This window comes from Nocardia transvalensis NBRC 15921 (assembly GCF_000308875.1).
Classification (GTDB): Bacteria; Actinomycetota; Actinomycetes; order Mycobacteriales; family Mycobacteriaceae; genus Nocardia; species Nocardia transvalensis.
In genome coordinates this window covers 126,944-140,108 of the sequence record NZ_BAGL01000004.1, presented here as the reverse complement: position 1 = coordinate 140,108, position 13,165 = coordinate 126,944, and the positions used below count along the sequence as shown (strand labels likewise).

Annotated in this window: 14 protein-coding genes; 8 read left to right on the top strand and 6 right to left on the bottom strand. The window is 69.5% G+C overall.

The features are described 5' to 3' along the window. Positions 1 to 16: 16 nt before the first annotated feature. From ON41_RS03025 to ON41_RS03005, 5 genes are read right to left on the bottom strand one after another with little or no spacing between them, the layout of a single operon-like run. Positions 17 to 1,252 carry a hypothetical protein gene (locus tag ON41_RS03025; protein WP_040745002.1) on the bottom strand — a complete coding sequence of 412 codons (1,236 nt, stop codon included), beginning with the start codon at positions 1,250 to 1,252 and terminating at the stop codon, positions 17 to 19. 5 nt (positions 1,253 to 1,257) lie between these two features. After that, positions 1,258 to 1,806 carry a hypothetical protein gene (locus tag ON41_RS03020; protein ID WP_040744889.1) on the bottom strand — a complete coding sequence of 183 codons (549 nt, stop codon included), beginning with the start codon at positions 1,804 to 1,806 and terminating at the stop codon, positions 1,258 to 1,260. Between the two features lie 24 nt (positions 1,807 to 1,830). Then, complete coding sequence (locus ON41_RS03015) at positions 1,831 to 2,028, bottom strand: ferredoxin (protein WP_040744888.1); 198 nt, start codon at positions 2,026 to 2,028, stop codon at positions 1,831 to 1,833. Between the two features lie 3 nt (positions 2,029 to 2,031). Beyond that, a complete protein-coding gene (locus ON41_RS03010; RefSeq protein ID WP_040744887.1) occupies positions 2,032 to 2,835 on the bottom strand; it encodes an SDR family oxidoreductase in 804 nt (267 codons plus the stop codon). Between the two features lie 43 nt (positions 2,836 to 2,878). Next, positions 2,879 to 4,084: a cytochrome P450 gene (locus tag ON41_RS03005; protein ID WP_040745000.1), complete on the bottom strand. Its 1,206-nt coding sequence runs from the start codon at positions 4,082 to 4,084 to the stop codon at positions 2,879 to 2,881. A gap of 462 nt (positions 4,085 to 4,546) precedes the next feature. Here ON41_RS03005 and ON41_RS03000 point away from each other — a divergent pair, with 462 nt between their 5' ends. From ON41_RS03000 to ON41_RS02970, 7 genes are all read left to right on the top strand, one after another. Then, entirely contained in the window at positions 4,547 to 5,434 is an 888-nt protein-coding gene (locus tag ON41_RS03000) for an NAD(P)-dependent oxidoreductase (protein WP_040744886.1), read from the top strand. Further along, on the top strand, positions 5,431 to 5,844 hold the full coding sequence (locus tag ON41_RS02995; protein ID WP_040744884.1) for a carboxymuconolactone decarboxylase family protein: 414 nt from the start codon (positions 5,431 to 5,433) through the stop codon (positions 5,842 to 5,844). Before ON41_RS03000 ends, ON41_RS02995 begins: the two co-directional genes overlap by 4 nt. Before the next feature lie 74 nt (positions 5,845 to 5,918). Beyond that, entirely contained in the window at positions 5,919 to 7,418 is a 1,500-nt protein-coding gene (locus ON41_RS02990) for an FAD-dependent oxidoreductase (RefSeq protein WP_040744882.1), read from the top strand. A 15-nt stretch (positions 7,419 to 7,433) separates the two neighbouring features. Beyond that, positions 7,434 to 8,294 (top strand): LLM class F420-dependent oxidoreductase, encoded by an 861-nt coding sequence (locus ON41_RS02985; protein WP_040744880.1) that lies wholly within the window; start codon positions 7,434 to 7,436, stop codon positions 8,292 to 8,294. Between the two features lie 50 nt (positions 8,295 to 8,344). Continuing rightward, positions 8,345 to 9,664, top strand: coding sequence for a glycosyltransferase family 4 protein (locus ON41_RS02980; RefSeq protein WP_040744878.1), 1,320 nt, complete (start codon positions 8,345 to 8,347; stop codon positions 9,662 to 9,664). Then, the gene (locus ON41_RS02975) at positions 9,658 to 10,383 is read left to right on the top strand and encodes a class I SAM-dependent methyltransferase (protein WP_040744876.1); all 726 of its coding nucleotides are present in this window, start codon (positions 9,658 to 9,660) and stop codon (positions 10,381 to 10,383) included. The genes ON41_RS02980 and ON41_RS02975 overlap by 7 nt, the downstream gene beginning before the upstream one ends. After that, a complete protein-coding gene (locus ON41_RS02970) occupies positions 10,376 to 11,443 on the top strand; it encodes a glucosidase family protein (protein ID WP_040744874.1) in 1,068 nt (355 codons plus the stop codon). The genes ON41_RS02975 and ON41_RS02970 overlap by 8 nt, the downstream gene beginning before the upstream one ends. Before the next feature lie 146 nt (positions 11,444 to 11,589). Here ON41_RS02970 and ON41_RS02965 read toward each other — a convergent pair whose 3' ends face one another. After that, the gene (locus tag ON41_RS02965; RefSeq protein ID WP_051160904.1) at positions 11,590 to 12,258 is read right to left on the bottom strand and encodes a class I SAM-dependent methyltransferase; all 669 of its coding nucleotides are present in this window, start codon (positions 12,256 to 12,258) and stop codon (positions 11,590 to 11,592) included. A 111-nt stretch (positions 12,259 to 12,369) separates the two neighbouring features. On the opposite strand from ON41_RS02965, the gene ON41_RS02960 reads away from it, so the two are divergent. After that, complete coding sequence (locus tag ON41_RS02960; RefSeq protein ID WP_040744872.1) at positions 12,370 to 12,939, top strand: TetR/AcrR family transcriptional regulator; 570 nt, start codon at positions 12,370 to 12,372, stop codon at positions 12,937 to 12,939. Positions 12,940 to 13,165 lie beyond the last annotated feature (226 nt).

Sequence of the window (13,165 nt, the reverse complement as noted above, 5' to 3'; positions counted from 1 at the left end):
GCTCTCTGGCTGGGGATTACACGACGGTGAGCGGCAGCGCGCGACGTTCGCCGAAGGTGAAGCCGGCACCGGTGCTGAAGCGGGTGATGGCGACCTCGGGGATCTCCTTGAACGGCGTTACGGCCGAACCGATCTCGACGACCAGGTCGCCGCCGTCCTCGTGCACCCGGGTGGTGAAGTGCGGGTCGACGCCGCGCACCATCGCCTCCAGCGGTTGCGGATGCTCGGCGTCCAGCAGCGCGGGCCAGGCGCCGTCGGCCACCGCGGGGCAGTCGCGGGTCAGCCGCAGTACGACGCTGTCGTGGTAGGCGGTGATGTCGGCGGCGCTGTAGGGCAACGGATTCCAGGCCGGATGCAACCGCAGCACCTGCGCGAGCGCCTCGAAATCGCCGCCGAGGCCCAGCGCCGTGCGGAGGCGCTCGGAGGTGAGCCCCGCGATGCCCGTGAACTGCTTGCGGGCGATACCCAGCGCCGTATCCTCGTCGGCGCGGTCCCGCACCGCGACGAGGAATCCGAGGGTCAGCAGATGCTGTTGCAGGCAGACCTCGTCCGCCATCCGGACCAGCGCCGATTTCGAGAATTCGGCGAAGGGCACATCGCTCAGCAGCGGCCCCGCGTAGTCCGACCATCCGGGACCGGACGGATCGATCGGCGCCAGTTCCAGCTGTGCGGCCGCCGACCGCTCGACGAGTGGGAAATTCGCCGGAACGGGGGGCGGCTCGTGCGCGGGGTCGATCTTGACCGTCCACGCGCACACCGGAACTCGATCGGCGGGCCGCCGCGGCGGGCGGTGGATCGGCCGCACCTGGGCGAGCGGATTGGTGGCCAGGGCGGTGGCGTCGAAGGTGGGGTCCTCGATGGTGTGGCACATGGCCACCACGAAGTCCTCCCCCATCGGCTCCACATCCGCGAGCGCCCCGCAGTGGTCGAGCCAGAACTCCCCGTTGTTGTAGTCGTCGACCCGGAACCGGAAGTCCATGAATTGCGGCGGCGCACCGATATCGAGTTGCAGGCCCTTGAAGATGGCCTCGACGCCGTCACCCGGGATCCGCAATGCGGCGCGCATCCGCCGGGTGTAGATCGGGCTGGCCAGCTGCCATTCCTCGATGGCCACCTCGGCCATCCCGTCGCGCCCGAACGCCGCGATCGAATGCGCCATTCCCGAGCGATCGATGAGATGCCCGCACAGCAGCAGTTCCGGCACCAGGACGGCGAGTTGTTCGCGCGACAGCTCGGCGAAGCGGGACGACATCCCGGTCACCACAGGGGAACCGGGGACTCGCCGATGGTGTACCACCCCGGCAGCGGCCCCGAAATCGACCTCTCGATGCGCTTCTGCATCCCGGACGACAGCGCGTTGTCCTTCATCATGTCGACGAACAGCGCGGAGACATTGCCGAAGTCGAAGAAGTCGCGCTGCCACGACCACTGGAAATCACCGCCGTAGCGGAACCAGCTGCCGCCGATGCCCTCCGGGCTGTAGTGACGGCCGTCGGCGCGGGTCTTCTCGTTGATCTGCTTCCACAGGCCGATGACGTTGCCGCTGCGCTCGTCCACGACGAAGTCCTGGTAGGGGTAGGTCCAGCCCTCCAGCCCGTCCATCTCCTGGCCGAGCGCCAGATCGCGGATCTCGTCGCGGCCGACGGCCATGAACTCCTGGGTCGGGCCGTAGTTCCAGCCATAGGTGGCGTCGGTGGTGTACATCTCCGCCAGGGGGCGCCAATCGCCGAGTTCCTCGCAGCGTTTGTTCTCGTCCACCCAGCGGCGGACCATTTCGTCGAGCTCGTCACGGGAAAAACCGGGCATGTCGAATTTCCTTCGGTGTCAAGGTCATTGATCGTCGTCGACGATCGACAGGGCTTGGGTCGGGCAGTAGCGGACGGCGTTGCGCACGGCCTCGGCATCGGCGCCCGGATCGGTGCGCTGAAGTTCGACCTTGCCGTGCTTGGGCACGTCGAAGATGTCGGGCGCCTCGTCCTGGCAGACGGCGTGCCCCTGGCACAGGTCCAGATCCACCTGGATGCGCATCGGTCAGCTCCCTTCGCCGGTACCGGAATCCTGTTTCCGCAGTGGCGCTTCGGGCTGCACCTCCACCAGCACCAGGTGCGCGCCGCGCGGGGTGCCGGCGACCGCGACCACCGCGGCGGCGATATCGGAGGCGCGCAGGAAGTACGGGTGGCGGGCGATGCCCCAGTGCACCCACTCCTCGAGCATCGGGCCGACCACCTCGGGCGCCGCGGTCATCCCCATGCCGGTCTGGGTCGCGCCGGGCCGCACGATGGACGAGCGCACCCCCGTGCCCTCCAGCTCCATGCGCAGCTGCCGGGCCATGGCCTCGAGTCCTGTCTTGGCCGCGTTGTACGCCCCGACGGCCGGGCGCGGGCTGTCGGCGCAGTCGGAGCCGATGAAGATGAAATCGCCGCGCCGACGCTCGATCATGCCCGGAATCACCCGGTGCGCCAGCCGCTGCGCGCCGACCAGATGCACCTGCACCTGGTGCAGGAAGGTCTCGGGATCCATCTCCCAGGCGTGCCCGAATTCCAGGTCACCCGCGCCGGAGACGACGATCTCGGCCGGGCCGAGCGCCTTCTCCGCATCGGTGACGAACGCATCGACCGAGGCGGCGTCGGCGACGTCGAGCCGCAGCGCGACGGCCTCGCCGCCGTCGGCGCGGATCTTCTCCGCCAACGTTTCACAGACGTCCACACGCCGCGCCCCGAGGGCGATCGGATGGCCCAGTTCGGCCAGGGCCGCCGCGGACGCGGCGCCGATGCCCGACGAGGCGCCGGCGATCAGCACGGGGCGGCGTTCGGGGTGAGGTTCGAATCGTGGCATCAGCTCTCGGCCTTTCGGGACACCGATTTATGGGACTGCGCGGTCATCGAACCTCCACGGTCACCGGGAGTTTCGCGAAACCGCGGACATTGGTGGAGTGCACGCGCACGATGCCCGGCTCGTCGATGCCGTAGGCACGCACGCGGGATGCGAACTCGCGCAGGGCGATCGCCGCCTCGAGGCGGGCCAGATGCGCACCGAGGCAGAAGTGCACGCCGCGCCCGAAGCTGACCAGCCCGCTCTTGTCGGCGCGCTCGATGTCGTAGACGTCGGGGTCGTCGAAGACGTCCTCGTCGCGGTTCGCCGAGCCGACCAGCAGCAGCACCTTGTCGCCCGCGGGGATGGTGCCGCCCTGGATGTCGAGATCCGCCAGCGCGGTCCGGGCCAGGATCTGGCTCGAGGTGTCGTAGCGCAGCGTCTCCTCCACCCAGTCGGCGACCAGGTCGTCGTTGCCCACGACCTTGGCGAACTGCGCGGGATCCCTTCCGGCCCAATACAATGCGTTGCCCAGTAACTTGGTGGTGGTCTCGTTGCCGGCCACCACCATGAGGAACATGAAGCCGATGATCTCCTCGTCGCTGAGCTTGTCGCCGTCGATCTCGGCGTCCAGCAGTGCGGAGGTCAGATCGTCGGTGCGAGCCTTGCGCCGCTGGGCGAGCATGTCGGCGTAGTACCCGACCAGTTCCAGCGAGGCCTCCATCGCCGGGACCGGGACGTCGAGCACCCCGTCCTCGCGGTGCATCACCAGATCGGCGAGCCGCCGGATCTCGGCGCGGTCCGGGTCCGGAACGCCCATCAGCTCGGAGATGACGTCCATCGGCAGCTTGCCGGCGAAGTCGTCGATCCAGTCGAAGCGCCCCTGCTCCAGCGCGGGCTCCAGGTGCTGCAGCGTCAGCTCGTGGATGCGGTCGCCCATCTGGGTGACCCGGCGCGGCGTGAAACCCTTGAACACCAGTTGCCGCATCCGCACGTGCCGCGGATCGTCCATCGCCAGGAACGACATGGTCTTGTGCGCGTGCGGACCCCAGGCCGCCGGATCCAGCGAGACCCCGTTGGCGCTCGACAGCCGCACGTTGTCGCGGAAACCCGCCACCACGTCGACGTGCCGCGACAACGCCCAGAACCCGAGTTCCGCGTTGTGATACAGCGGCGCCTCGGCGCGCAGGCGTCGATAGACCGGATACGGATCGTCGTGGAAGCCGTAGTCGTACGGATCGAACGTGAGCGGTTCCAAGTACGCCGCGGTCATCGCCACCATCCCATATTCGAGAACGAGTTCAGCCGCTCGCGGCGAGACCCGGCCGCCACGGAAGACACATAGCTGGACATGTGTCTGGACGCTACCATCGGAGACGCACGGCGACAATGCCCCCACCACTTTCCCGGCACACGCTCCACCACTTCCCCGGCACACCTCCCACCACTTTCCCGGCATGCTTTCGGCCGGGAACCACCGGGAGATTCCGGCCAAAAGCGTGCCGGAAAACAACGGTGGGGACGCCCTAAACTGAAACAGGTTCTTGCGACGTGCCCGCCGATCACCATATAGTCCCGTACACGTGTCCAGACAGCATGGGAGCAACCTGATGGGCAAGCTCGTCACCGCCGACAGCTCACCGCTGTCGATCGACGGCAAACTGGGCCGACTCCGCCGATAGCTCATCACGACCGCCCGACAACCGGACAACGCTGCCACAGAGGAGTTTTCACCATGTCTGGAAGCGACAACGACTTCCGCGTCGGCTTCGTCGGCCTCGGCAATATGGGCGCGCCGATGGCCGAACGCCTGCTGGCCTGGCCCGGCGGGCTGGTGGTCTGCGACGTGCGGCCCGAAGCCACCGAGAAGTACACCGAGCAGGGCGCCGTCGCCGCCTCGACCGCGGCGGAGACGGCGGCCCAGGCGGACGTGGTCTCCGTGGTGGTCGTGAACGACGAGCAGGTGCGGGCCGTGGTGACCGGGCCCGACGGCATCCTCACCAAGGCCAGGCCCGGCGCCGTCGTCGCCGTGCACTCCACCATCAGCGACCGGACCGCGACCGAGCTGGCCGCCGAATGCGCCCGCCACGACGTGGAATTCGTGGACGCACCGATCAGCGGCGGAGCGGCCGGGGCCCAGCAGGGCAGGCTGGCGGTCATGGTCGGCGGCAGCGAGGCCGCCTACCAGCGGGTGCGCGAACCCTTCGGCTGCTTTTCCGATCTCGTGGTGCACGCCGGTCCCGTGGGCGCGGGCACACAGATGAAGCTGGCCCGCAACCTGTTGCACTTCGTCGCGTTCACCGCGGCCTCGGAGGCGCAGCGGCTGGCCGAGGCCGCGGGGCTCGACATCATCGCACTCGGCAAGGTCGTGCGCCATTCCGATGCCGTCACCGGCGGCGCCGGCGCGATCATGCTCCGGGACACCACGGCGCCGGTGGCCACGGACGACTTCTGGCACTCGATCCTCGGCCATGTGCGCGGACTCGGCGAGAAGGATCTCGCCCTGGCACTCGATCTGGGTTCCCGGCTCGGCGTCGACCTGCCGCTGGCCGGACTGGCCCTCCACGGACTCGGCCCCGGACTCGGGGTCGGCGCCGGTGATATCGCGAAGGAGCACGGATGAGCACCGACCCGACTGACGAATCGGCCCAGGAGCGCCGCAAGCGCGGCCTGGAGAAGATGTCCGAGGTGTACGGCTGGGAATTCTCCGACGGTCCCGGCGAGCACTTCGCCGTGACCGCCGATCACCTGTTCGCCGATATCTGGTCCCGCCCCGGACTGTCGGTGCGCGACCGGCGGCTGCTGCTGATCGGCGCGCTCACCGCCCAGGGCCTGTTCGACGTCGCGGAGATCCAGCTCGGTTCGGCCCTGCGCAACGAGGAGCTGACCGCCGACCAGCTGCGCGAGATCGCGCTGTTCCTGTGCCATTACGTCGGCTGGCCCGCGGGCACCACGCTCGACAGCGTGGCGGGCAAGGTGATCGGGCAACAGGAGAAGGCCGAACGAAAGAAGTCCCGGCCAGCGGACGAGTAGCTGCGTGCCGCAGGCGCGCAGGGCAACGATGAGGTGGCCATGGAAACAGACCGGCAAGTGAGGAACAGCAGACGATGACCGAGACCCCCACCGTGCGCCCGGCGCACGCCGCGACGATCACCGCATGGGATCTGGAGGCCGATGTCGTGATCGCCGGATACGGCGTCGCGGGCGCGTCCGCCGCCATCGAGGCCGCCCGCGCGGGCGCCGACGTGCTCGTGCTGGAACGCGCCGGCGGCTGGGGCGGCGCGGCCTCGCAGGCGGGCGGATTCATCTATCTCGGCGGCGGCACCCCGCTACAGAAGGCGCTCGGCTTCGAGGACACTCCGGAGAATATGGAGAAGTTCATGGTGGCCGCGCTCGGGCCGGGCGTCGACAAGGCCAAGATCCACGACTACTGCCAGGGCAGCCTCGAGCACTTCGATTGGCTGGTGGCGCAGGGCGTTCCGTTCAAGGAGGAGTTCTGGGGCGAGCCCGGCTGGGAGCCGCCGCACGACGAGGGCCTGATGTACTCCGGCGGCGAGAACGCCGCGCCCTTCCTCGACCTCGTCCCGCCCGCGCCGCGCGGTCACGTGCCGCGCATGGAGAACAAGCGCACCGGCGCGAAGGGCGGCGGCTTCATGCTGATGAAGCCGCTCACCGACACCGCCGAATCGCTCGGCGTACGGGCCGAATACGACCTCCGCATCCAGCGCCTCGTCGTCGACGAGGAAGATCGGGTCGTGGGCATCGTCGCGAAGCGCTACGGCAAGGAGCTGACCGTGCGGGCCCGCCGCGGGGTCGTGCTGGCCACCGGCAGCTTCGCCTACCAGCAGCAGATGATCGAGAGCTACGCGCCGCGGCTGATCGGCCGACCGGGCGCGGCCATCGAGGAGCACGACGGCATCGGCATCCGCATCTCCCAGGCCCTGGGCGCGGATCTGGCGCATATGGACGCCACCGAGGTCGCCTTCTTCGGCGATCCGCAGCGCATGGTCCGGGGCATCCTCGTCAACGGCCGCGGGCAGCGCTATATCGCCGAGGACACCTACCCCGGCCGCATCGGGCAGGCGACCCTGCTGCAACAGGACAACCAGGCGTATCTGATCCTCGACGAGGAGTCGCTCGAGGCGGCCGACGCCACCGAGACGTCCACCCCGTTCTTCCGGCAGCCCCCGACCTGGGTCGCGGAATCCGTCGAGGAACTCGAGGGCGAGATGGGCCTGCCCGCGGGCTCGTTGCAGACCACGGTCGAGGTCTACAACCGCCACGCCAAGGACGGCGTCGACCCGCTGCTGGGCAAGAAGCCGGAGTGGGTGAGGCCGATCGGCGCCCCGCTGGCCGGCTACGACCTGCGCGGCATGACCGCGGGATTCACCCTCGGCGGCCTGCGCACCGACCTCGACTCGCGCGTACTGCACGTCTCCGGCGAACCGATCGCCGGACTGTACGCGGCCGGCCGCTGCACCTCCGGCATCTGCGCCGGTGGCTACGCCAGCGGCGCCTCGCTCGGCGACGGCAGCTTCTACGGACGACGCGCCGGCCGGGCCGCGGCCACCGGCGACACACCGCACGCCTCCGCTGCGGCGAACTGAAAGGACCACGAGCACATGCGTTTCGGCATCGTCTTGTTCACCAGCGATCGCGGCATCGCGCCCGCGCCCGCCGCCAAGGCCGCGGAGGAGCGCGGCTTCCACTCCTTCTTCGTGCCCGAGCACACCCATATCCCGGTGAAGCGCGAAGCGGCACACCCGGTGACCGGCGATGCCAGCCTGCCCGACGACCGCTACACCCGCACCCTCGACCCGTGGGTGGCGCTGGGCACCGCGGCCGCGGTCACAGAGCGCATCGAGCTGTCCACCGCGGTCGCGCTGCCCGTCGAGCACGACGTGATCACCCTCGCGAAGACCATCGCCACGCTGGACCACCTGTCCGGCGGGCGGGTCAGCCTCGGCGCCGGATTCGGCTGGAACACCGACGAACTCACCGATCACGGGGTGCCGCCGAAGAAGCGGCGCACGGTCCTGCGCGAATACCTCGAGGCCATGCGGGCCCTGTGGACGCAGGAGGAGGCCGCCTACGACGGCGAGTTCGTGAAGTTCGGCCCGAGCTGGGCGTGGCCGAAGCCGGTGCAGCAGCAGGTCCCCGTGCTCATCGGGACCGCGGGCACCGAACAGGGCTTCCAGTGGATCGCGAAGTCCGCCGACGGCTGGATCACCACGCCCTACGAGAACGACCTGCTGCTGGAGCGCCTCCAGCTGCTGTCGAAGGTATGGCAGGACGCCGGGCGCGAGGGCCGGCCGCGGGTCGTCGCCCTCGACTTCAAGCCCGATGCCGAGCGCCTGGCCGAATGGGAGCGGGCCGGGGTCACCGACGTGCTGTACGGGCTGCCGGACAAGCCGGAGGCCGATGTGCTCGCCTACCTCGACCGGCTGTCCGCGAAGCTGGCGCCGCTCGGCCTGAGCGCCTGAGAACCCTTTTCCCCGTTGTTGTTTCGACCACCGGAGAGTGAGCGACAAACGTGCGTATCGCCCTGCTGTCCTACCGCAGCAAGACCCACTGTGGGGGACAGGGGGTGTACGTCCGGTACCTGAGCCACGGCCTCGCCGAACTCGGGCACCGGGTGGAGGTGTTCTCCGGGCAGCCCTATCCCGAGCACCTCGACCCCCGGGTGGCCCTCACCGAGGTGCCCAGCCTGGACCTGTACCGGGAACCCGATCCGTTCCGGACGCCGCGGCCGAGCGAGATCCGCGACCGGATCGATCTGCTGGAGCTGGCCACCATGTGGACCGCCGGCTTCCCGGAGCCGCGCACATTCAGCATGCGGGCGGCCCGGCTGCTGCGCTCACGTGCCGCCGATTTCGATGTGGTGCACGACAATCAGTGCCTCGGCACCGGACTGCTCGACATCGCCCGGCGCCTTCCGCTGGTGGCGACCGTGCACCATCCGATCACCCGCGACCGGGAACTCGATCTGGCCGCGGCGATCTGGCGGCGTAAGCCGTTCGTGCGGCGCTGGTACGGATTCCTCGACATGCAGCAGCGGGTGGCGCGGCGGATTCCGGATCTCATCACGGTGTCCTCGAATTCGGCCGCCGATATCGCCGACGATTTCGGCGTGGCGGCGGAGCAGTTGCGCGTCGTCCCGCTCGGCGTCGACACCGCGCTGTTCCGCCCGCGCGAGCGGCTGCGGGTGCCCGGCCGCATCGTGGCCGTGGCCAGCGCCGACAAACCGCTCAAGGGCATCGCGCATCTGCTGCGGGCCGTGGCGCGGCTGCGGACGTCGCACCGGATCGATCTCCAGCTCGTCGCCAAACTGGAACCCAACGGGCCCACCGAGAAGCTGATCGCCGAACTCGGCATCTCCGATGTCGTCACGGTCAGCAACGGGCTGTCCGATACCGATCTCGCCTTCCTGCTGAGTTCGGCGGAGATCGCGTGCATCCCCTCGCTGTACGAGGGTTTCTCGCTGCCCGCCGTGGAGGCCATGGCGAGCGGAGCCGCCCTGGTCGCCAGCCGCGCCGGCGCGCTGCCCGAGGTGGTGGGCGACTGCGCCGAACTGGTCGAGCCCGGCGACGCCGACGAGCTGACCGCGACCCTGGAACGGCTCCTGGACTCGCCGCGGCGGCGGGCCGAACTGCGCCGCGCCGGCCGGCAGCGGGCCCTGTCCGTGTACAGCTGGGAAGCCGTTGCCGCACAGACGGTCTCGGTGTACGAGCAGGCCATCGCCCGGCATTCCGGACGGCGGCCGGACGATGTGCGCCGTATCGAATCCAGCACCGATCACCGCCCGGGGAACGATCCCGGGCAGTCGCCCACCGAGGAGGCCACCGCATGCTGACCGTCGACTTCGACCGCCTGGGCATCGGACCCGGCACCCGCGTCATCGATGTGGGCTGCGGGCAGGGGCGGCACTCGTTCGAGGCGTACCGGCGCGGCGGGGATGTCGTCGCCTTCGATCAGAACGCCGACGATCTGGCCGATGTGAAGGTCATGTTCGGCGCGATGGCCGAGGCCGGCGAGGCGCCCGCGTACGCGAAGGCTGAGGCCGTTCAGGGCGACGCGCTGGCCCTGCCCTACGACAACGAGGAGTTCGACATCGTCGTCGCCTCGGAGATCCTCGAGCACATCCCCGAGGACGACCGCGCGATCGCCGAGCTGGTGCGGATCCTCAAACCCGGTGGCGCGCTGGTGGTCACGGTGCCGCGCTGGCTGCCCGAACGCATCTGCTGGCTGCTGTCGGACGAGTACCACGCCAACGAGGGCGGCCACGTGCGCATCTACCGCGCCGACGAACTGCGCGGCAAGATCGCGCGCACGGGTCTGCGATTCATCCACAGCGCGCACGCGCATGCCCTGCACGCCCCGTACTGGTGGCTGAAGTGCGCGGTGGGAGTGAACAAGACCGACAGCAAGGTGGTCGGCGCCTACCACCGGATGTTGGTGTGGGACATGATGAAGCGGCCGTGGCTGACCCGGGCCGCGGAGACCGCGCTGGATCCGGTCATCGGCAAGAGCGTCGCGGTGTACTTCACCAAACCGGCGGTGCGCAGTGCCTGACCTACCGTCGGTACCGGGCGTCCTGACCGCCGCGCAGTGCCGCCGGACCGCGGAATCGATTGCCGCCGAACAGGAGTCCGACGGCGCCATCCCGTGGTTCTCCGGCGGCCACACCGACCCGTGGGACCACATCGAGAGCGCGATGGCGCTCACCGTCGCGGGCCTGCCGGATCGTGCGCGCGCCGCCTACGAGTGGTCGGCCGCCACGCAGCGGGCGGACGGCTCCTGGCCCGCGCAGTTCCGCGCCGGGGCGATCGAGAATCCCGATGCCGACACCAATTTCTGCGCCTATATCGCCACCGGCGTCTGGCACTACTACCTCGGCACCGGGGACCGCGGGTTCGCCGCCGCGATGTGGCCGACCGTGCGGGCGGCGATCGATTACGTCGCCACCATGCAGCAGGGCCGCAACGGCGAGATCTATTGGCTGCGAAGCGCTTCCGGGGTTGCGGCCGAGGCCCTGCTGACCGGGTGCGCGAGCATGTTCCACAGCCTGCGGTGCGCGCTGGCGCTGGCCGAACTGCTCGGCGATCCGCAACCGGACTGGGAGGTCGCGGCGCTGCGCCTCGGCCACGCCCTGCGGCACCATCCCGAGTCCTTCGCCGAGAAGGACCGCTACTCCATGGACTGGTACTACCCCGTGCTGTGCGGCGCGTACCGCGGCGCCGACGCCGCCGACCGGATCGCCTCCCGCTGGGACGATTTCGTCGTCGGCGAGATCGGCATCCGCTGCGTGGCGGACCGCCCGTGGGTCACCGGCGCGGAAACCTGCGAACTGGCCTTGGCTCTGGACACCCTGGGCGACCATCACCGCGCCGAACGCCTCCTCGCAGCCATGCAGCATCTCCGCGACGACGACGGATCCTATTGGACCGGCCTGGTTTTCGCCGACGGCAAACGCTGGCCCGAGGAACGCACCACCTGGACGGGTGCCGCCATGATCCTCGCGGCGGATGCCTTGACCCGCACCACCCCGGCCAACGGCATCTTCCGAGATCTCGCGCGCCCGGTCGACCTCGCCACCGGCTTCACCTGTGACTGCGTAGCGTCACGCCCATAAACCCCTGGCACATCCGCCCTCCCGCACCCTCCCTCTTTTTCCGGCGCGCTTTTGGCCGGAAACCATGTCCGCGGCTGTGGATTCCGGCCAAAAGCGTGCCGGAAAAGAGGGGGTGTGCCGGAAAAGAGGGGCGTGCCGGTGCGGTCCTACGCCTGCCCGCCGCAGCCCGTGGCGCGCTCCAGCACGCGCAGCGACCCGGTCACCGATACCTCGCGGAACTTCCCGCTGTCCAAGGCTTTTCGGTAGATGTTGTACGGGGCCTGGCCGCCGTCGCGGGGGTCGGGGAAGACGTCGTGGATGAGGAGGGCGCCGCCGGGCGCGACCCAGTGCGCCCAGTTGGCGTAGTCGCGCTGGGCCGCCTCCTCGGTGTGGCCGCCGTCGATGAACAGGAGGCGGATGGGCGTGGCCCACATGCGGGCGACGGTGGCGGAGGAACCGATCACACCGACGACGGTGTCGGTGAGCCCCGCCCGCACGATCGACCTCCGGAACTCCGTGACCGTGTCGAATTTGCCCGTCTCCGGGTCCACCAGCGAGCTGTCGTGATACTCCCAGCCGGGCTGGTGCTCCTCGGATCCGCCGTGGTGGTCGATGGTGTACACCGTCGCGCCGGTCTCGCGGGCGGCCGCGCCGAGATAGATCGACGACTTGCCGCAGTAGGTGCCGATCTCCACGATCGTGCCGTCGCCGCCGTAGCGCAGGGCCGCCTCGTACACCGCCCGCCCCTCCTCCGGGGGCATGAAGCCGGTGGTCCGCTCGGCCAGGTCGAACAGCTCTCCGGTCGAGGCGGAGATCGGCGCGTCGGCACGGGTCATAGGGCGAACCTTTCTCTCGGCGCGCGGGACACGACCGGACACGCGGGCCGTGCGAGTTGCCCGCACAGAGTGTCCATAGTAGCATCCAGACACGTGTCCGACCCCCTGCCCGTGAGCCTGGAGGCGACCCGGCGGCGCCTCACCGAGAAGCAGGCCGACACCGTCGACCGGCTCACCCGAGCCGCACTCGAGGTGTTGTCCCGCGAGGGTTTCGCGGGACTGACGGTCCGTATGGTCGCCGCCTCCGCTGGAGTCGGTACGGCCACCGCCTACACGTACTTCTCCTCCAAGGAACATCTTGTCGCGGAGGTCTTCTGGCGTCGCCTCGCCGCGACACCGCCACCCGACGACGAGGGTTCCGACCCTACCGCCCGGGCCGTGGCGGTACTACGCCAGATAGCGATGCTGGTGGCCGACGAGCCGGCCCTGGCGGGCGCGGTGACCAGCGCCCTGCTCGGCACCGACCCGGATGTCGCGCACCTGCGCATCCGCATCGGCACCGAGATCCGCAACCGCCTGGTCAACGCGCTCGGCAAGAACGCCGATCCGGACACCGTGGAATCGCTGGAACTGCTCTACGCGGGCGCTCTGGTCCGCGCGGGCATGGGCTACGCCTCCTACACCGAAATCGCGGACCGTCTCGAGCACTCCGCCCGCCGCGTCCTGCACGCCCCCCACTGACCCCGGCCACTTCCGTTGCCGCCGATGGCGCCTACCGGTCGGCAGAGCCCCCTTCCCGCACCCTCTGCGTACTCCCGCACCCTTTCCAAGCGTCTGAAACGGGTGCGGGAGTACGCAGAGGGTGCGGGAATTTGTTGTCTGACGACCGGTAGATGCGGGTCGCCGGGGTGAGTTCTTGCCGCGAACTGCATTCCGTAGTACCGTCCAGACACGTGTCCACCTCACG